16 protein-coding genes and 2 pseudogenes are annotated in these 17,881 nt (G+C 73.3%); 9 read left to right on the forward strand and 9 right to left on the reverse strand.

Going from position 1 to position 17,881, the window contains the following annotated elements:
• Positions 1-30 precede the first annotated feature (30 nt).
• Positions 31-423: an MmcQ/YjbR family DNA-binding protein gene (locus E6R62_RS09255; RefSeq protein WP_136212845.1), complete on the reverse strand. Its 393-nt coding sequence runs from the start codon at positions 421-423 to the stop codon at positions 31-33.
• 93 nt (positions 424-516) lie between these two features.
• On the opposite strand from E6R62_RS09255, the gene E6R62_RS09260 reads away from it, so the two are divergent.
• Entirely contained in the window at positions 517-1,722 is a 1,206-nt protein-coding gene (locus E6R62_RS09260; protein WP_136212846.1) for a trans-acting enoyl reductase family protein, read from the forward strand.
• 93 nt (positions 1,723-1,815) lie between these two features.
• Here E6R62_RS09260 and E6R62_RS09265 read toward each other — a convergent pair whose 3' ends face one another.
• Entirely contained in the window at positions 1,816-2,502 is a 687-nt protein-coding gene (locus E6R62_RS09265) for an endonuclease V (protein WP_136212847.1), read from the reverse strand.
• A 25-nt stretch (positions 2,503-2,527) separates the two neighbouring features.
• Between E6R62_RS09265 and E6R62_RS09270 the strand changes: the two genes are divergently transcribed.
• Positions 2,528-2,830: a YciI family protein gene (locus tag E6R62_RS09270; protein ID WP_136212848.1), complete on the forward strand. Its 303-nt coding sequence runs from the start codon at positions 2,528-2,530 to the stop codon at positions 2,828-2,830.
• A 95-nt stretch (positions 2,831-2,925) separates the two neighbouring features.
• On the opposite strand, the pseudogene E6R62_RS40750 reads toward E6R62_RS09270, so the two are convergent.
• Positions 2,926-3,968, reverse strand: a pseudogene (locus E6R62_RS40750) (oxidoreductase); the annotation flags it as partial.
• 74 nt (positions 3,969-4,042) lie between these two features.
• On the opposite strand from E6R62_RS40750, the gene E6R62_RS09280 reads away from it, so the two are divergent.
• The 4 genes from E6R62_RS09280 to E6R62_RS09295 all read left to right on the forward strand — a co-directional run bounded on the left by E6R62_RS09280 (position 4,043) and on the right by E6R62_RS09295 (position 8,166).
• Entirely contained in the window at positions 4,043-4,483 is a 441-nt protein-coding gene (locus tag E6R62_RS09280) for a (4Fe-4S)-binding protein (RefSeq protein WP_136212849.1), read from the forward strand.
• Between the two features lie 176 nt (positions 4,484-4,659).
• On the forward strand, positions 4,660-5,076 hold the full coding sequence (locus E6R62_RS09285) for an SsgA family sporulation/cell division regulator (RefSeq protein ID WP_136212850.1): 417 nt from the start codon (positions 4,660-4,662) through the stop codon (positions 5,074-5,076).
• A gap of 244 nt (positions 5,077-5,320) precedes the next feature.
• Positions 5,321-6,973 carry an ABC-F family ATP-binding cassette domain-containing protein gene (locus E6R62_RS09290; protein ID WP_136212851.1) on the forward strand — a complete coding sequence of 551 codons (1,653 nt, stop codon included), beginning with the start codon at positions 5,321-5,323 and terminating at the stop codon, positions 6,971-6,973.
• A 221-nt stretch (positions 6,974-7,194) separates the two neighbouring features.
• Positions 7,195-8,166: an acyl-ACP desaturase gene (locus E6R62_RS09295; protein WP_136212852.1), complete on the forward strand. Its 972-nt coding sequence runs from the start codon at positions 7,195-7,197 to the stop codon at positions 8,164-8,166.
• Positions 8,167-8,256: 90 nt separating this feature from the next.
• Here E6R62_RS09295 and E6R62_RS09300 read toward each other — a convergent pair whose 3' ends face one another.
• The 3 genes and pseudogenes from E6R62_RS09300 to ligD form a co-directional block, all read right to left on the reverse strand.
• On the reverse strand, positions 8,257-8,511 hold the full coding sequence (locus E6R62_RS09300; protein ID WP_136212853.1) for a WhiB family transcriptional regulator: 255 nt from the start codon (positions 8,509-8,511) through the stop codon (positions 8,257-8,259).
• A 59-nt stretch (positions 8,512-8,570) separates the two neighbouring features.
• A pseudogene (locus E6R62_RS09305) lies at positions 8,571-9,109 on the reverse strand (HAD domain-containing protein).
• A gap of 59 nt (positions 9,110-9,168) precedes the next feature.
• Positions 9,169-10,191, reverse strand: a complete 1,023-nt coding sequence (gene ligD, locus E6R62_RS09310) for a non-homologous end-joining DNA ligase (RefSeq protein ID WP_136212854.1) — start codon at positions 10,189-10,191, stop codon at positions 9,169-9,171.
• A gap of 102 nt (positions 10,192-10,293) precedes the next feature.
• Here ligD and E6R62_RS09315 point away from each other — a divergent pair, with 102 nt between their 5' ends.
• A complete protein-coding gene (locus tag E6R62_RS09315; RefSeq protein WP_136212855.1) occupies positions 10,294-11,376 on the forward strand; it encodes an ATP-dependent DNA ligase in 1,083 nt (360 codons plus the stop codon).
• Between the two features lie 62 nt (positions 11,377-11,438).
• Here the strand turns inward: E6R62_RS09315 and E6R62_RS09320 are convergent, their stop codons facing one another.
• Entirely contained in the window at positions 11,439-12,818 is a 1,380-nt protein-coding gene (locus E6R62_RS09320; RefSeq protein ID WP_136212856.1) for an NAD(P)/FAD-dependent oxidoreductase, read from the reverse strand.
• Positions 12,819-13,064: 246 nt separating this feature from the next.
• Here E6R62_RS09320 and E6R62_RS09325 point away from each other — a divergent pair, with 246 nt between their 5' ends.
• Both E6R62_RS09325 and E6R62_RS09330 read left to right on the forward strand, forming a co-directional pair.
• On the forward strand, positions 13,065-13,727 hold the full coding sequence (locus E6R62_RS09325; protein WP_136212857.1) for a helix-turn-helix domain-containing protein: 663 nt from the start codon (positions 13,065-13,067) through the stop codon (positions 13,725-13,727).
• On the forward strand, positions 13,724-14,221 hold the full coding sequence (locus E6R62_RS09330; protein WP_136212858.1) for an NUDIX hydrolase: 498 nt from the start codon (positions 13,724-13,726) through the stop codon (positions 14,219-14,221). The genes E6R62_RS09325 and E6R62_RS09330 overlap by 4 nt, the downstream gene beginning before the upstream one ends.
• A gap of 91 nt (positions 14,222-14,312) precedes the next feature.
• Here the strand turns inward: E6R62_RS09330 and E6R62_RS09335 are convergent, their stop codons facing one another.
• Both E6R62_RS09335 and E6R62_RS09340 read right to left on the reverse strand, forming a co-directional pair.
• On the reverse strand, positions 14,313-16,406 hold the full coding sequence (locus tag E6R62_RS09335; protein WP_136212859.1) for an MDR family MFS transporter: 2,094 nt from the start codon (positions 16,404-16,406) through the stop codon (positions 14,313-14,315).
• 95 nt (positions 16,407-16,501) lie between these two features.
• The gene (locus E6R62_RS09340; protein ID WP_136212860.1) at positions 16,502-17,851 is read right to left on the reverse strand and encodes a 6-phospho-beta-glucosidase; all 1,350 of its coding nucleotides are present in this window, start codon (positions 17,849-17,851) and stop codon (positions 16,502-16,504) included.
• Between the last annotated feature and the right edge of the window lie 30 nt (positions 17,852-17,881).

Genomic DNA, 17,881 nt, shown 5'->3' on the forward strand with positions numbered 1-17,881 from the left:
ACGTGTTCCACTCAGCACAAGAGCGGGCGCTTAGCCATCTGACCCGGTCCGCGCGTCGAGTTCCCTGATGTGGCGTTTGAGCGCGACGGTGCGGTAACTCTCCTCCACCCACTCGCACAGCACGTCCGCGGCCGGAGCGTCCTTCCCGTCCAGCGGCAGGGAGACCCACCCGGCCCGACCGAGGCCGTACCCCGTGGGCTCGGCGCCGGGGTAGGTCATCGCGTGGCCGTGCAGCGCCTCGTCCTTGAGCTTCACCGAGAGGCCGGGCGACTGCGGGCCGTCGGCATTGCCCAGGAAGACGAAGATCTTCTTGTTGACCTTGACGACGCGGTCCTCGGGTCCCCACGGGAACTCCTCGATCGCCTCGGGCAGCCCCAGAGCGAACTCCCGCACCTTCTGCCACTTGCGCACCGCGGCCTTCATCGACGCCTCCACTTACCGCAGGTCACACCTGCTCGCACGGACAGTCGGAACTCACGCTAGCCTCAGCGACCGACACCAGCCGGGAGGAGCGTCATGAACGAGCGGGTACGCCGCACAGAACGGCAACGCGCCTACGACCTCGTGCTTTTCGGCGCGACGGGATTCGTGGGGACCCTGACCGCCGAGTACCTCGCCGCTCACGCCCCGGCCGCTTGCCGGTGGGCCCTGGCGGGCCGGGACCGGGCCAAGTTGGAACGGCTGCGCGAGCGGCTGGCCGCACTGGACCCGGCCTGCGCGACCCTGCCCCTGATCCGCGCGGACGCCTCCGACGCGCGGGCCGTACGGGAACTCGCCGCCTCCACCCGGGTGCTGGCCACCACCGTCGGACCCTACGTCTGGTACGGCGCGGAACTGGTCGCGGCCTGCGCCGGGGCGGGCACCGACTACGTGGACCTCACGGGCGAGCCGGAGTTCGTGGACCGGATGTACATCGCCCATGACGCCCGGGCCCGGGAAACCGGCGCGCGGCTGGTGCACGCGTGCGGCTTCGACTCGATCCCGGCCGACCTCGGGGCGTACTTCACGGTGAGCCGGCTGCCCGAGGGGGTGCCCCTGCGGGTCGACGGCTTCATGCGCTCCGACGCCCTGCTCTCCGGCGGGACCCTGGCGTCTGGCCTCACCGCACTGGGCCGGGGCCCGCAGACCCTGGCCGCCGCCCGGGAGCGCCGACTATACGAGCCGCGGCTGCCGGGGCGGCGGGTGCGGGGCTCCGGGGGCCTGCCCCGGTTCAGCCGGGAGACCGGCGACTGGGCCCTGCCGCTGCCGACGCTGGACCCGCGTGTCGTGGCCCGCTCGGCTGCCGCCCTGGAGCGCTACGGCCCGGACTTCCGCTACCGGCACTACGCGGGCGTGCGCCACCTGCCGTTCGCGGTGGGGGCCACGGCCGCCGTCGGGGCGACGGTGGCGCTGGCCCAGGTGCCGGCCGCCCGACGGTGGTTGATGAGCCGCTGGGAGCCGGGGCGGGGACCGGACGCGGAGCGGCGGGCGCGCAGCTGGTTCACCGTCCGCTTCGTGGGGACGGGGGGCGGCCGACGGATCTTCACGGAGGTCTCGGGCGGCGACCCCGGCTACGGCGAGACGGCGAAGATGCTGGCGGAGTCGGCCCTGTGCCTGGCCTACGACGCCCTCCCGGAGACCTCCGGGCAGCTCACCACGGCGGTGGCGATGGGCGACGCCCTGCTCGACCGGCTCCAGAAGGCCGGCATCCGCTTCCGCGTGGCGGCCGACCGGGCGGTGTAGCGCGTCCGGCCGCCCACGGTTGTCGGCCGTCCATCGTCCAGAGGCCGGCTGGTCCGGGGGTCCGTCGGTCCGGGGCGGTCAGGGGGCTGCCGGTCAGGGCGTCTCCGACGCCTCGCGCAGGGCGCGGCGGCACAGCGAGTCGGCGCGCCGGGTGGTCTCGGGGAGCCGGTAGCGGGGGCTGAGCGCCAGCGTGTGGGCGCAGGCGTTGTCGAGCGAGACGCGGTGGCCGACGGAGACGTAGACCGGCTTGATCCCGTCCTGGGTGCGCAGCGCCCGCCCGACGACGCCGCCGTCCGCCGCGAGGAGCGGGGCGGCGTCGCCGCGCCGGGCGCCGGGTTCCTCGTAGGTGAAGGTGAACGGATTCTTCGCGACGCCTGTGGTCGCCAGCCCGGTCACCACCCCGAGGTGGCAGGCGAGACCGAAGCCGCGCGGGTGTGCGAGCCCGTAGCCGTCGCAGACGACGAGATCGGGCGTGACGGTCAGGGCGTCGAGCGCGGCCAGCACCGTGGGCAGTTCCCGGAAGGCGAGCAGTCCCGGCACGTAGGGGAAGCTGACGCGGCCGACGGCGGTGCGTTCCTCGACCACCTCCAAGGTGGCCGCGTCGAGGACCACCGCCGCCGCGGCGACCAGGTCGCGTTCGTCGTCGTAGGCGACGTCCACTCCGGCGACGAGCCCCGTCCCGGGCGGTGGGCCCGGCTCGTCCAGCACCACGCTCCGGCGCAGTTCGTCCTGTACGGCCCGGGCTTCGGTCTCGTCGGCGGGGGTCTTGGCAGTCGTCATGAGGTGCGAGGGTAGCCTGGCGATCATGTTCGTACTGGAGCTCACCTACACCGCGCCCATCGAAGCCGTGGACGAGCGGATGGAGGCGCACATCGCGTGGTTGGACCGTTACTACGCGTCCGGCGTCTTCCTCGCCTCGGGACGCAAGGTGCCGCGGGAAGGCGGCGTCATCCTGGCCGCCGGCGTCTCCCGCGCGGACGTCGAGGAGATCACGGCAGGGGACCCCTTCGTCGTGGCGGGGGTCTGCTCCTACCGCGTCACCGAGTTCGTCGCCACGAAGACGTCCGCCGACCTGGCCGCGGTACGCGAGGAACTGCCCACTGCCTGACCGGACGGCCCGGTGGCCCGTCCCGCGGCCCGACCGCGGGACCGGCGCTCGTCCCCGGGGTGCGGGTCGTCACGGTCGGCCGCGCCTCGGCGCCGCTCCGGCCCGCCCACCCGCCCCCCCCACTCCCCCGCCGCCCGACAACCGCCGTCGGGGCGCGCAGTCGACGGTGTCTTACGAGCCGCCGTCCAGCGCGAGCCGAACCCGTGGGGCCCACGGCCGGCGCCGCGCCGCGTGAGCGCGGGTACCGGGCCGCGCCCGACCGGTGGGCCGGCGGCGGCGCGGCGGTCGCCCGCCAGGTGCGGCCCCCGTCCGAGGCCACGGGCCGCGGCCCTCGGGGAGGCCTGGTCGGCGCGGTGGTCGCCGCCGACGGCGAGTCCCGTCGTACGGTCGCGGGACGCGAGCGCGAAGACACCCTTGGCCGGGCTCCCGCCGGGACGGGCCAGGGGGCGGCGCTCCGGGTGCGGCCGCGGTCCCCGGAGCGCGACACCCGGGACTCCGCGCCTCCTCCGGTGACGATCAGCACGTCCCGCGGCCCGGCGGCGACCAGGCACTGTCCGCTCGCGGCGAAGCCCGCAGCGCCCGCGGCATCCCGTCGGCCGGGACCACCCCTGCCGGCTCCGTCCCCCGTCGTCGATGGCGAGGAGCCTGAACCGGCCGTCCACCGGGTCGCTCAGCGCCGGCCCGTGCGGGCGTCGAGAAGGTCAGGCAGTGGTAGAAGGCCCGTGGGGCGGTGTTGCGGAAGCTCTCGGTCCAGGTCGCACCGCAGTCCTTTGTCCGCGGGACCCGCGAGGCCTCGCCCTCGCCGATGGACAGGGCGACCGCCCGCCGCTCGCGAAGGCCTCGATGTCGCGCGGCTCCGACCCCTGCGCCACAGCCCCCGGCGGCGATACGTCGCGCCGGCTCCGGCCGCCGTCGGCGGGGCGCGGCACCGTCCCCTTGGAGCGCGCGACCCGGGCCGCGGAGCGGCCGACCGCGGCGAGCCCGCGGAAGCGGACCGCGTCCCTACCCGTGGCCTCGAACGCCCAGTCGGTGTCGCGCGGGCGCGCGAGTCGTCGCCCGGACCACCCGTGTCCGCCGGCGCGGGGGCGAGGGTCTCCGCCGGCGCCGCCCCGCACACGCCGACTCCCGGAAGTCTCATGGCGCGGGAGGCCGACGCACGCCGGATTCCGCGTCCGGGGTGCGTCGGCGGGGCCCGGTTCCTAGGCTGGCGCCATGCCTCTTGAGGACCACCATCCGCAGCACCCGGCGCAGGACCCGAAGCCCTACGCGGGCGAGCACATCACCGTCACGTACGAGACCGCCCGCTGCCTGCACGCCGCCGAATGCGTCGGCGGGCTTCCCGAGGTCTTCGACTCGGGGCGGCGCCCCTGGGTGCGGCCCGACGGGGCCGCCCCGGAGCGGGTGGCGGAGGTGGTCCGCCGCTGCCCTTCGGGTGCCCTCCAGTACCGACTGGCCGAGGGGCCGGCCGAGGAACCGGACCGGCCGACGAGCGTCGTACGGTCCCCGGCCGGCCAGTTGGTCCTGCGCGGGGAACTGGGCGTGACCGGGCCGGACGGGACCGTCCGAAGGGAGACGAGGGCCGTGCTGTGCGCCTGTGGAGTGAGCGGTAATCAGCCGTACTGCGACCATTCCGGGGCCTGCGGCGACGGCTGAACACCCCGCCCCGCCCACCCTCTGCGGTCACTCTGTGCGATCGAACGGTAGCGATCAGGCCAATCGGTGACGCAGCTCACTCCCATGCGCCTGCACGGATGTGTGCTTTCGGGCGTCTATCCGGTTGTCGGGCCCACCCCAGGCCCGGCAGGAGATCCGCCGCAAGGGAGCGAGCCTTGATCACTGTCATCGAGCAGGCCGTGCAGGCCCGACTGGTCGCCACCGCACCGAAGGTCGAGACCGTACCCGTCACCCTCTGCTACGACCGTTCGGAGCCCTTCGCCGTGCGGATGGCGTTTCCCGGGCCCGCGACGCTGGAAGGGGTCGAGGTCTCCTGGACCTTCGCGCGCGAGCTGCTGGAGTCCGGGTTGCGCCGTCCCGCCGGCTCGGGCGACGTGCGCGTGCGTCCCTACGACGCCGAGCGGACCAGCATCGAGTTCCACGCGCCGGAGGGCGTGGCCATCGTGCTCATGGCAACCCTTGATCTCCACCGGTTCCTGGAGCGGGCCGCGACGGTCACGCCACCGGGGCTGGAGCACCTGTATCTCGACCTGGACCACGGCCTCGCGGAGTTGCTGCGCGGCCCCCGCTGAGCCCGCGCTCGGCGCCCGGTCACGCCGACCGCGTGGACGCGCTCCCCGTTCCCGCCCGGCCCACGCGTTTAATCCGTTGCGGGCGACTTCGGTCGCCCGTAGCTTCGTAGACGCCCCATAGCCGTCGAAACGGAGCAGGACATTGCTCGTCTGAGGTTCGAGACACCGACCACGGTCACCTTCCCCCACCCGTCGGCTGTCTCCCCACGTTGCTCGCACCACTTCACGCAACCTGGAGGCCTCCATGAGTCTTGCCGCCACTTTCATCACCTGCTCCTCCCTCTCCTTCGACTGGCCTGACGGAACCCCCGTCCTGGACGACTTCCAACTGACCGTCGGACCGGGCCGTACCGGTCTGGTCGGCCTCAACGGGTCCGGTAAGTCGACCCTGTTGGAGCTCATCGCGGGCGAACTGACCCCGTCCGACGGACAGATCTCCGTCGCCGGGACGGTCGGGTACCTCCCGCAGAACCTCATCCTCGACACCGCGCTGCGGGTCGACGAGGCACTCGGCATCCACGCCACCCGCGCCGCGCTGCACGCCATCGAGGCGGGCGAGGCCACCGAGGAGAACTTCACCGCGGTGGGCGACGACTGGGACGTGGAGGAACGCGCCTCGGCCACCCTCGACGCGCTCGGCCTCGCCGCGATCGGCCTGGACCGCACGGTCGGCGAGCTGTCGGGCGGCGAATGCGTGCTGCTGCGCCTGGCGGCCCTGCTGCTCGCCCGCCCCGACGTCCTGCTCTTGGACGAACCCACCAACAACCTGGACCTGCGGGCCCGGCGCCGGCTCTACGCGGCCGTCGACTCCTGGTCCGGCGTGCTGGTGGTGGTCAGTCACGACCGGGAGCTGCTGGAGCGGGTGGATCAGATCGCCGACCTGCGCGACGGCGAAGTGCGCTGGTACGGAGGGAACTTCACCGACTACGAGGAGGCGCTGGCGGCCGAGCAGGACGCCGCCGAGCGCATGGTCCGGGTCGCCGAGGCCGACGTACAGCGACAGAAGCGCGAACTCGCCGACGCCCAGGTCAAATTGGCCCGGCGCAAGCGCTACGGCCAGAAGATGTGGGACTCCAAACGGGAGCCGAAGATCGTCATGGGGGCACGCAAGCGCGCCGCCCAGGAGTCGGCCGGCAAGCACCGCATCATGCACAGCGAGAAACTGGCGGACGCCCGCGAGCGGCTCGACCAGGCGGTGGAGGCGGTGCGCGACGACGACGAGATCCGCATCGACCTTCCCGCGACCCGGGTCCCCCCGGGGCGGCGGGTGGTGACGCTCGACGACCTCCGCCCGGCGCACGGGCCGGTGATCGCGGGCGAGTGGGAACTGCGCGGGCCGGAGCGGATCGCCCTGGTGGGCCGCAACGGCTCGGGCAAGACGACCCTGCTGCGGACGATCGCGGGCCTGATCGCCCCGGTCTCGGGTGAGGCGTCGACGCACGTGCCGACGCGGTTCCTGCCGCAGCGACTGGACGCCGACGTCCTGGACGACGACCGCTCGGTCGTGGAGAACGTGGCGCGGTTCGCCCCGCACGCCACGAACAACCTGATCCGGGCGCGGCTCGCGCACTTCCTGTTCCGGGGCGCCCGGGCGGACCGGCCGGCCGGCACCCTGTCGGGCGGCGAGCGGTTCCGGGCGGCGCTGGCCGCGCTGCTGCTGGCGGAGCCGGCGCCGCAACTGCTGATGCTGGACGAACCGACGAACAACCTGGACCTGGCGAGCGTGCGGCAGCTGACCGGGGCGCTGGACTCGTACGAGGGGGCGCTGCTGGTGGCGAGCCACGACGTGCCGTTCCTGGAGACGCTGGGGATCACGCGCTGGCTGCTGCTGGACGCGGAGGCGGGCCTTCGCCCGACGACGGCCGAGGAGGTCCGCGAGTCGCTCTGGCACGGCTGAGCACGGCGCCCTTGACGGCCGGGAACCACCGAAGCGGGCGTGATTTCGCTACCGATTTATCCCTGCGTGCATGCTCCCCCACGCCCTCAAACTGCGGAGATAACCGGACGTAACCACCCATAGGCATGGGTGGGGCTTGGCTGGTCCTTGATGCCGTGCTTAACCTACGACTCCGTAGGCTACGGAACCGTAGGTAATCGATTGTCCCCCCTGGAGTACCCGTGACGCTCACCTCCCCCCACCTCGGCAGCCCGGAGGCGTGGACCGACGCCAAGTTGCTGTTCGCGCTGGAAGAGGTGGTCGAAAAGGAACTCAACCGCCATCTTCAGGTCACCAAGGACTGGATGCCCCACGAGTACGTCCCGTGGAGCGACGGCCGGAACTTCCCCGGGTTCTTCGAGGACGGTGAGGCCTGGGACCCGAAGCAGTCCAAGGTCACCGACATCGGCAAGATCGCCCTCGTCGTCAACCTGCTGACCGAGGACAACCTGCCCAGCTACCACCACGAGATCGCGTCGCTCTTCGGCCGCAACGGCGCTTGGGGCACCTGGGTGCACCGCTGGACCGCCGAGGAGGGCCGCCACGGCATCGTGATGCGCGACTACCTGCTGGCCTCGCGCGCCGTGGACCCGGACAAGCTGGAAGCGTTCCGCATGCAGCACATGTCGGAGGGCTTCGAGTCCGACAACCGGCACTCGATGCTGCACTCGGTGGCCTACGTGGCCTTCCAGGAGCTCGCGACCCGCATCTCGCACCGCAACACCGGCCACCAGTCCGGTGACCCGGTCTGCGACCGGATGCTGGCCCGCATCGCGCAGGACGAGAACCTGCACATGATCTTCTACCGCAACCTGCTGGGCGCCGCCTTCGAGCTGGCCCCCGACCTGACGATGCAGGCCGTGCGGGACGTCGTGGTCAACTTCCGGATGCCCGGACACGGCATGCCGGGCTTCGAGCGGATGGCCGCGCAGATGGCGATCGGCGGGGTGTACAACCTGCGGATCCACCACGACGACGTACTGAGCCCGGTGATCCGGTTCCTGAAGATCATGGACATCGACGGTCTCGGCCCGGAGGGGCAGAAGGCCCAGGAGGAGCTCGGCCTGTTCATGGGCGGCCTCGACTCCGAGGCCCGCAAGTTCGACGAGCGCCTGGCCGCCCGCGCGGCGCGTATCGCGGCTCGCCAGGCCTGACCTCCACCGGACCGACAAGCCTCGACAAGCCCCGGCAGGGCCGCTCGGCCCGCCGGGGCTTCGCCGTGTCCCGGCCCCCGGCGATCGCGGTCAGGCGCGGGGGCGCAGGGCGAGGCGCTCGGACTCCGACAGGCCGCCCCACACCCCGAAACGCTCGTCGTTCGCCAGGGCGTACTCCAGGCACGCCGCCCTGCCCTCGCACGCCCCGCACAGCCGCTTCGCGTCGCGCAGCGAGGAGCCGGGCTCCGGGAAGAAGAAGGCGGGGCCGGTCTGGGCGCACAGGGCGAGGTCGTACCAGGCGGGTGCGGCTGTGATCGTCGTGCGCTCGCTCGTGTTCATCGACATGACGGAGATCCTCACCGTCGCCGATGGACGTCCGATCAACGCCTCATCAACACGGCGGTTCACGACCCGTGACGGCGCAGCCATTCCTCCAGGACGGTGAAGTCCCGGTCGGTCAGGCCCGTCACCGGGTCGACGCGGTGCAAAAGCGCCGGGGTGGGGTGGTTCGCGGCCACCCACGCGCGGTCTTCAGGGTGATCTCGTCATCGACCCAGGCGAAGGCACGCCCGGCCGCCCGGGCCACGAGGCACCGGGTCTTCCAGTGGAGCCGGCCGGGCCCGGGGCCCGGGAGGTCCGGGGGGCCCGGGAGGTCCTCCACCGGCCCCGGGGAGTCGTCCGGCAGGTCCGTCACGAGCAGCTCGGGCAGGCCGAGCCGCCGTCCCACGAGCGGGTTGGCGTCCGCCCCCCATGTCGTCGCCCACACCAGCTCACACGGCAGTGCCGCCAACCTCGGTCCGAGCGCGGGATCGAGCCGGTCCAGCAGGGGGTTGCCGCCGGTGTCGCCCGCGAGGGGGTAGGTCGGGTACCCGGTGCCGCCGAACGGGATGAGCGGGCCGTCGATGTCGAGGAAGAGCAGGGGGTACGGGTCGGAGCGCGTCACCTGCGCACCCTACGTACCCGCGGCCCCGCGCGACACGGGTTTTCAGCACCCGGGGTGTCTCAGTGGTCCGCCGGCTTGGCCCGGCTCGGCTGGACGCGTTTGGGTTCGCCGGGCATCTTCGGGTAGTCCGGCGGGTACGGCATGTCGCCCTGACCGTGCTCGTGCTCCTGGCGGTCCGCGAGTTCCAGGACGGTGTCCAGCGTGAAGGCGTGCTCGTCCATCTCGGCGTGCACGTCGCCGAGTTCGGCGAAACGCCCCGGCATCGTCACTATGTCGAAGTCCCGCGGCTCCGCGTCGTCCACCTCCTCCCAGCGCAGCGGCGCGGACACCGGGGCGTGCGGGCGGGGCCGGACGGAGTAGGCGGAGGCGATGGTCCGGTCGCGCGCCGTCTGGTTGTAGTCCACGAAGATCCGCTCGCCGCGCTCCTCCTTCCACCAGGCCGTCGTGACCTTGCCGGGCATCCGCCGCTCCAGCTCCCGGCCCAGGGCGATCGCACACCGCCGGACCTCGGTGAACGTCCAGCGCGGAGCGATCGGCACGAAGACGTGCAGCCCGCGCCCGCCTGAGGTCTTCGGCCAGCCGCGCAGTCCCAACTCGTCCAGCAGCCCGCGCAGTTCGTGGGCGGCGGCGACCGCGTGGTGGTAGTCGGTGCCCGGCTGCGGGTCCAGGTCGATCCGCAGCTCGTCCGGGCGGTCGGTGTCCTCGCGGCGCACCGGCCAGGGGTGGAAGGTGAGGCAGCCCAGATTGGCGGCCCACAGGACGGCGGCCGGCTCGGTCGGGCAGATCTCGTCGGCCGTCCGCCCGCTGGGAAAGGCGATGTGCGCGGTCGGGATCCAGTCGGGCAGGTTCTTCGGGGCCCGCTTCTGGAAGAAGGACTCGCCCTCCACGCCTTCCGGATACCGCTCCAGGGTTGTCGGACGGTCGCGCAGCGCTCGGAGGATGCCGGGGGCGACCGCCAGGTAGTACTCGGCGACGTCCCTCTTGGTGAGGCCGCGCTCGGGGAAGTACACCTTGTCCGGGCTGGACAGCCGAACCGTCCGCCCGCCCGCGTCCAGCTCGATCGCATCACGCGCAGCACCCATGCCCGCCACGGTAGGCGGCCACGGGCCCACCCGCACACCGGACGGCTCCGCCCGGGCCCGCACACCGCGCGGCTCCCGCCGGGCCGCAGCAGAATCGGAGGCATGGATCTGCCGGTGATGCCCCCTGTGAAACCGATGCTCGCCAAGTCCGTGACGGCCATTCCGCCGGGCATGCAGTACGAGGCCAAGTGGGACGGCTTCCGCGCCATCGTCCACCGCGACGGCGCCGAGATCGAGATCGGCAGTCGCACCGGCAAGCCCCTGAACCGGTACTTTCCCGAGCTCGTGACGGCCCTCAAGGAGAATCTTCCCGACCGCTGCGTCGTGGACGGCGAGATCGTGATCGTCCACGACCGCCGGCTGGACTTCGACCGACTCACCGAGCGGATCCACCCCGCCGCCTCCCGGGTGAAGATGCTCGCCGAGACGACCCCGGCCAGTTTCGTGGCCTTCGACCTCCTCGCGCTCGGCGACGAGTCGCTCCTCGACACCCCGCTGGCCACCCGCCGCAGCGCCCTGACTAGTGCCCTTTCCACCGCTCGGCCCCCCGTTCACCTCGCGCCCGCCACCACCGACCCCGCGCTCGCGCACGATTGGTTCGAACGGTTCGAGGGCGCCGGACTGGACGGGGTGATCGCCAAGCCCCTCGATCTCCCCTACCGGCCCGATGCCCGCCTGATGTTCAAAATCAAGCACGAGCGTACGGCCGATGTCGTCGTCGCCGGATTCCGTTTCCACAAGAGCGGTCCGATCATCGGATCGCTCCTCCTGGGCCTCCACGACGCCCACGGCACCCTCCAGCACGTCGGCGTCTGCGCCGCCTTCCCCATGAAGCGCCGCGCCGAGCTGGTGACCGAACTCGACCCGCTGCGGATGCCCGACCCGCAAGACCACCCCTGGGCCGCCTGGGCGGAGGAGGCGGCCCACGAGAGCGCCCGCCTGCCCGGCGCGCAGAGCCGCTGGACGGGCAAGAAGGACCTCTCCTGGGTGCCGCTGCGCCCCGATCGGGTCTGCGAGGTCGCCTACGACCACATGGAGGGCGACCGCTTCCGCCACACCGCCCAGTTCCGCCGCTGGCGCCCCGACCGCCTGCCCGAAAGCTGTACGTACGCCCAACTGGAGGAGGTCGTCCGCTACGACCTGGCCGAAGTCCTCGGCACACCCGGGGGCCGACCGGAGGCCTGACCGGAGACCTGACCGGAGACCCGACGGGTCCGACCGCGGCCGGCGGGGCGGCTGCGCCCCCCTCAGCCCGAGGTGAGCTCCTCCCACCGCCCCCGGTCCGGTCCCACCGGGTTCGGGACGTAGTCCGGGCGGTGCGCCAGCCAGCGGGCCACCCGCGCGCGGATCGCCGGGTCCGCGTACGCGCGTTCCGGCGGTTCGACCAGATGGCGGACCCTCGCCCGGGCGCGCATCACCTCCGGGTCCTCCAGCGCGCAGTCGAACAGAGCGGCCACCTCCAGCGCCGTCCCCGTGCGACCGGCCCTGGTGGCGAAGCGTTCCCCGATGGCCGTGTCCGCGACCACCTGGTAGTCGAACCAGGGCTTCAAGGTGCGCACCGCCCACGCGTGGTATCCGGCGGCGTACCCGTCCGACCCCGGGTCCCGGTGCGCCGTACGCGCCACCCGGTTCGCGGCCCACAGGGTGAGCGAGGTGCCCTGCCCCAGGGTCGGGTTGGTGTGGGTGATCGCGTCCCCGACCGGCACCAGCCCGCTCACCACCGGCCCCCGCCCGTCGCTCAGCGGGCTCCACCGGTTGTCGAGGCTCGCGGTGGCCAGTACGTCGGACAGCGGCTCGGCGCCCAGCCGCAGCCATGCCTCCCCCGGCGGGAAGGCGCGCGCGGCGGCCTCGAAGACGGTCGGATCCCGCAGCGCCGAGCGGGTGGTGTCCCCGGCGTGGACGAACAGGGTGACGGCGAAGACCCGGTTGTCGGCGGGGAAGACGGCGCACCCGGCGAAAGTGCCGCCGGCGATCGCCCACGGGCGGCGCGGCCCCTGGTCCAGACCCTCGGGCAACCGGTACCAACGGCAGAAGTAGGCCAGTCCGGTGCGGTGTCGCTCGACCAGGGGCGGCCGGCAACCGGCCGCCGCCAACCAGCGTTCGGTGGCGCCGCGCCGCCCGCCCGCGTCGACGACCAGGTCGCCCTCGTACGCGCCGGTCGGGGAGGTCACGCCCGTGACCCGGTTCCCCTCGAACCGCAGGCCCTCGACCGGCTCCCCGTAGCGGGCGACGACGCCCGGCTGGGCGCGCAGGGCGCCGGCCAGGGCGCTCTCCAGAACGATGCGCCGCGCCTGGATCATGACGAGGTCTTCGTCGCCCGGACGGGCGGGCGGCCGTTCGTCGAACCAGTCGAACTCGTGCCGCTCGCGCGCCCCCAGCCGGAGCATCTCGGAGTGGACGTCGGGCAGTTCCCCGCGCAGTACGGCGCGTGCGGCGCCGAGCAGCGCGTGCGGCTGGGTGGCCTGGGGCACGGTGGGGCGGCGCCACCCGAAGAAGTCGCGGTCGAGGGCGGTGCCGGGAGCGCGGGAGTCGCGCTCGAAGAGTTCGACGGTGTGCCCCCGCCGGGCGGCGAGCAGGGCGGTCGCCTGCCCGCCGATCCCTCCGCCGATGACCAGTACGTGTGCCATTGCGCCCCCCCCCCTGAGCCGGCTCTGGCCCGACGAACCGTATGACGATCGGACCGCCCAGAGCCTGCGCGGGCCACCCCTGGCCGAAACCCGCACGGCTGTCCGAACGGGCTCGTCGGCGGTTCACGCGGAGCCGGTTAGCGCGGAGCCGGTTCGCGCGGAGCCGTCGCGGTCCTTCGCCCGTCCGCACCGGAAGCCGGACCGGTCCGCTTGACAAACGAGGTTGCCGAAGCGGCAAATGGAGCCATGCCCACCCGCGATCACGAGTGGCCCGACGAGCGGGTGCCCGCCGCCGAGCGGGACCCCGGCGCCGACCTCGCCGACGTCATCACCGCCGTCGGCCCCCGACTGCGCGCGCTGCGCCGCCGGCGCGGCACGACCCTGGCGCAGCTGAGCGAGGCCACCGGCATCTCGCTGTCCACGCTGTCCCGGCTGGAGTCGGGGCAGCGCCGGCCCACGCTGGAACTGCTGCTCCCGCTCGCCAAGGCACACCGGGTGGCGCTGGACGACCTCGTCGGCGCACCGGACACCGGCGATCCCCGCGTCCGTCCACGCCCCTTCGTCCGGCACGGCTGCACCTACGTACCGCTCTCCCGCGAGTTCGCCGGAGTGCACGCGTTCAAGCAGATCCTGCCGCCCCGCGACCCGTCCCAGCCCGTGCCCGAGCCGAGGGTCCACGAGGGCTACGAGTGGCTGTACGTGCTCTCGGGCCGGGTACGACTACTGCTCGGCGAGCACGACCTGGTCCTCACGGCGGGCGAGGCCGCCGAGTTCGACACGCACACGCCGCACGCGTTCTTCAACGCGGGCGCGCAACCCGCCGAGTTCCTCAGCCTGTTCGGCCCCCAGGGCGAGCGCATCCACGTCCGCGCCCGCCCCACCACCGCCTCCTCGGAAGGACGCCCATGAGCACCGAACGTCCCGAACGCGCCGTCCCGCAGCCCAACGCGGTGGTCGGCGTCGGCCTCGTCGTCGTCGCCGCGGACGGCCGGATCCTGCTCGGCCAGGCGCACGACGGCCGCTGGGAACTGCCCGGCGGCAAGGTCGATCCCGGCGAGGGCTTCGAGCAGGCCGCGGCGCGGGAACTGGAGGAGGAGACGGCACTGCGGGCGGACGCGCGGGATATCGAGGTGCTCGGCGTCCAGATCGACGCGCGCTCCGGCCTGACCCGCCTGACGGCCGCCGCCGTCACCCGCTCCGCCGAGGGCGACCCCGCCGTGACGGAGCCGCACAAGATCGCCCGCTGGTCCTGGTTCGCCCCGGCCGACATCCCCACGGCCCTCTACGCGCCCTCGGCGGCGGTCCTGCGCACCTGGCGCCCCGACCTCACCCCCGCCCTCCCACACGTCCCCTCGCACGACTACCTCGCCGCCCCGCGGGACGCCCGTCGGGCCACCCCGTAGGGCGCCGGTCGCGCCGCCGCGCGGGACGCCGGCCGGCCGCCCCGCCCGACGCCCGTCACCGGCTGTCCACGGAGGCGACCGGTCGGGCGGCTCAGGCCGGGGCGGGACGGGGGGCGAAGTTGCCCTCCGCCAGGTCCTCCGCGAGGAGCCGTTTCGCGATGGCGTCCGCCGCCGCACGCAGCGCGGCGCTGCGGGGGCGGCCCCCGTCCCGCTCCAATCGGTCGCCCAGCCAGTCGCCCCACGCCAGGGAGATCACCCGGGCCTCCCGTTCCCCGGCCGGGGTGAGCGAGAAGAAGACGCCCTCCCGGCTCAGGTAGCCCTCCTCCACCATCCGGTCGAAGACCGGCAGCAGCACCTCGGGCGGCACCGACCGGCGGGCCGCGACCAGTCCGATACTGGCGTGCCCGACCGTCCGCGTCAGCAGGTCCACCTGCATCACCGTCCAGGCCCCCGCGATGTCGAGTCGGGTGTCGGAGCCGTTCACGATCGCGCGCGCCGTCTCGGGACCCATGCCCCGTACGAGTTTGCCGACCGCCAGCTCCAACAGCTTCGCGGAGTCCCCCGAGGCGGTGACGGGCGAGGCGAAGCCCTCGCCCATGTCCGTCGAGGACGCCCGGGCGCTGTCGCGCAGCCGGACCTGCTTCAGGAACAGCGCGACGACGAAGCCCAGCCCCGCCACCGGCACCGTCCACAGGAAGACCGTGTGCAGGGTGCGCGCGTACGCGTCGATGATCGGCCCGGCGGCGGCCGGATCGAGGGCGTGCACCCCTTGCGGGCTCCGCGCGGCCAGACCCAGCAGTCTCGGGTCCCGGCCGGTGGCGCGTGCCGCCTCCGCGACGCCCGCCGCGAGGTGGGGCGCGAGGGTGTTCGCGTAGATCGTGCCGAAGACCGCGGTGCCGAAGGCGCTGCCGAGCGTGCGGAAGAACGTCACACCGGACGTGGCGGTGCCGAGATCGGAGTAGTCGACGGTGTTCTGCACGGCGATCGTCAGGACCTGCATGCACAGTCCGATGCCGGCGCCGAGGACGAACATGTACAGCGACTCCAGCCAGGCCCCGGTGCCCGGCCCCATCAGGGACAGCAGGTACAGCCCGGCGCCCATGACCGCGCACCCCACGATGGGGAAGGTCCGGTAGTGGCCGGTCTTGGAGGTGACGTTGCCGCTGAAGACGGAGGCGATCAGCAGCCCGACGACCAGCGGCAGGGTCCGCACGCCGGAGACCGTGGCGGAATCGCCGTCCACGTACTGCAGGTACGTGGGCAGGAAGGTCATGGCGCCGAGCATCGCGAACCCCACGACGAAGCTGAGCACCGAGCACACGCTGAAGACGGGGTTGCCGAACAGCCGCATCGGCAGCATCGGTTCGACGGCCCGCGTCTCGACCACGCAGAACAACGCGAGGGCCGCGGCGCCGCCAGCGAAGAGGCCGACGATCACGGGCGAGGCCCAGGCGTACTCGTTCCCGCCCCAACTGGTGGCGAGGATGAGCGCGCTCGCCCCGACCGTGACCAGCGCGATGCCCGGGTAGTCGATGACGGGCCTGCCCGCCGCCCGTACCGAGGGGATCGTCCGGGCGGCGGCGATCACCACCAGGATCGCGATCGGGACGTTGACGTAGAAGGCCCACCGCCAGCTCAGATGGTCGGTGAACAGCCCGCCGAGCAGCGGTCCGATGACGGTGGCGACGCCGAACACGGCGCCGATCGCCCCCTGGTACTTGCCTCGTTCGCGCAGCGGCACCACGTCGGCGATCAGCGCCATGGAGGTGACCATCAGGCCGCCCGCGCCGATGCCCTGCAGTCCCCGCCACAGGATCAGCATCGTCATGTCGACGGACAGTCCGCACAGGAACGATCCGGTGATGAAGACGACCGCGGAGACCTGGAAGACGAGTTTGCGGCCGAAGAGGTCGCCGAACTTGCCGACCAGGACCGTCGCCACGGTCTCCGCCAGCAGGTAGGCGGTCACCACCCACGACATGTGGGCCGCGCCGCCGAGGTCCGCCACGATCGTCGGCAGGGCGGTGCCGACGATGGTCTGGTCCAGAGCCGCCAGCAGGACGCCCAGCATGATCGTGCCGAAGACGACGTTGCGCCGCCGCCGGTCGAGCACGGGTGGCGCGGCGGCCGTGGCGGGGGCTGTGGTCACATCTCGCACTCTCACAGCGCCCCCGTCCCGCCGCATGCGGCGCGGGGCCGTAGGGGTGACGGACGCCCCTCGTGAGGGCCCCCGATGGCTCGCCGCGGGAGGGCCCCTCCCGCAGGGAGCCGTCCGGGGGGTCAGCGCAGGTAGGCGAGGCCCGGGTGCTGCGCCGCGTACCCGTCCAAGAGCCGCCCGGCCACGGTCACCGAGTCCACGAGGGGGTGGAGGGCGAAGGCCTTGACCGCGTCCGCGCGCGAGCCGCTCGCCGCGGCGGCCAGGACCTCCCGCTCGACCGCCTTGACCGAGGTCACCAGACCCACCGCGTGCAGGGGCAGCGGGTCGACGGCCACCGGGTGGGCGCCGTTGGCGTCCACCAGGCAGGGCACCTCGATGACCGCCCGCGCGTCGAGCACCGAGAGGGTGGAGCCGTTGGGCACGTTGAGGATCAGGGTGGCCCGCTCGTCCCGGGCGATGGCCCGCATCAGCGCGAGGGCGACCTTCTCGTAGCCGCCGGACTCCAGATCGCTCTCGTCGCGCTCGCCGACGCCCGCCGCCTCCCGGTTCTCGGCCATGTAGGTGGCTTCCCGCTCGGCCCGGGTCCGGTCCCAGGCCGCCAGCGCCGACCCGGGCGGCTGTCCCTCGCGCCCCGCCCGGGCGTAGAAATCGCGCTGCTGGTCGCGCAGGAAGGCGCCGCGGGTCTGCGCGGCCTCTCGGTAGCCGCGTACGGTGTCCCGGTTGAAGTAGTAGTAGTGCAGGTATTCGTTGGGGATCGCGCCGAGCGAGCGCAGCCACTGGGCCCCGAAGAGCCGGCCCTCCTCGAAGGACTCCAGCGCCTTGCCGTCGGCCAGCAGCCGGGGCAGTACGTCGCGGCCCGCCACGCGCAGCCCCCGGACCCAGCCCAGGTGGTTGAGGCCGACGTAGTCGATCCACGCCTCCTCGGGCCGGACGCCCAGCAGGCGCGCGATGCGCCGGCCGAGGCCCACCGGGGAGTCGCAGATGCCGATGACCCGGTATCCGAGGACCTCCGCCATCGCCTCGGTGACCAGGCCGGCGGGGTTGGTGAAGTTGATGACCCAGGCCTCGGGGGCGGTACGGGCGATCCTGCGGGCGATCTCCCGGACCACCGGCACGGTGCGCAGGCCGTACGCCACCCCGCCCGCGCCCACCGTCTCCTGGCCCAGGACGCCCTCCGCCAAGGCGATCCGCTCGTCCGCGGCGCGTCCTTCCAGACCGCCGACCCGGATGGCGGAGAAGACGAAGTCGGCGCCGCGCAGGGCCTCGTCGAGGTCTTCGGTGGCGGTGACGGTCGGGGCGTCCGATACGTCCGCGGCCTGGTCGGCGAGGACGCGGGCCATGGCGGTGAGCCGGGCCGGGTCCTCGTCGTAGAGGGTCACGTGCGTCACCCTGCCCCCGGCACGGTCGCCGAGGAGTGCGCCGTAGACGAGCGGTACGCGGAAGCCGCCCCCGCCGAGGATGGTCAGCCGCACGTCCCTACCGCCCTTCGCCCCAGTGCCACG

The sequence above is a fragment of the Streptomyces sp. A1136 genome (assembly GCF_004795055.1).
Lineage (GTDB): Bacteria > Actinomycetota > Actinomycetes > Streptomycetales > Streptomycetaceae > Streptomyces.

What these genes read in the sequence shown, in the direction of transcription:
- E6R62_RS09255 (WP_136212845.1), bottom strand. Translation starts at nt 423, where the DNA reads ATGAAGGCCGCGGTGCGCAAGTGGCAGAAGGTGCGGGAGTTCGCTCTG.
- E6R62_RS09260 (WP_136212846.1), top strand. Translation starts at nt 517, where the DNA reads ATGAACGAGCGGGTACGCCGCACAGAACGGCAACGCGCCTACGACCTC.
- E6R62_RS09265 (WP_136212847.1), bottom strand. Translation starts at nt 2,502, where the DNA reads ATGACGACTGCCAAGACCCCCGCCGACGAGACCGAAGCCCGGGCCGTA.
- E6R62_RS09270 (WP_136212848.1), top strand. Translation starts at nt 2,528, where the DNA reads ATGTTCGTACTGGAGCTCACCTACACCGCGCCCATCGAAGCCGTGGAC.
- E6R62_RS09280 (WP_136212849.1), top strand. Translation starts at nt 4,043, where the DNA reads ATGCCTCTTGAGGACCACCATCCGCAGCACCCGGCGCAGGACCCGAAG.
- E6R62_RS09290 (WP_136212851.1), top strand. Translation starts at nt 5,321, where the DNA reads ATGAGTCTTGCCGCCACTTTCATCACCTGCTCCTCCCTCTCCTTCGAC.
- E6R62_RS09300 (WP_136212853.1), bottom strand. Translation starts at nt 8,511, where the DNA reads ATGTCGATGAACACGAGCGAGCGCACGACGATCACAGCCGCACCCGCC.
- ligD (WP_136212854.1), bottom strand. Translation starts at nt 10,191, where the DNA reads ATGGGTGCTGCGCGTGATGCGATCGAGCTGGACGCGGGCGGGCGGACG.
- E6R62_RS09315 (WP_136212855.1), top strand. Translation starts at nt 10,294, where the DNA reads ATGGATCTGCCGGTGATGCCCCCTGTGAAACCGATGCTCGCCAAGTCC.
- E6R62_RS09320 (WP_136212856.1), bottom strand. Translation starts at nt 12,818, where the DNA reads ATGGCACACGTACTGGTCATCGGCGGAGGGATCGGCGGGCAGGCGACC.
- E6R62_RS09325 (WP_136212857.1), top strand. Translation starts at nt 13,065, where the DNA reads ATGCCCACCCGCGATCACGAGTGGCCCGACGAGCGGGTGCCCGCCGCC.
- E6R62_RS09330 (WP_136212858.1), top strand. Translation starts at nt 13,724, where the DNA reads ATGAGCACCGAACGTCCCGAACGCGCCGTCCCGCAGCCCAACGCGGTG.
- E6R62_RS09335 (WP_136212859.1), bottom strand. Translation starts at nt 16,406, where the DNA reads ATGCGGCGGGACGGGGGCGCTGTGAGAGTGCGAGATGTGACCACAGCC.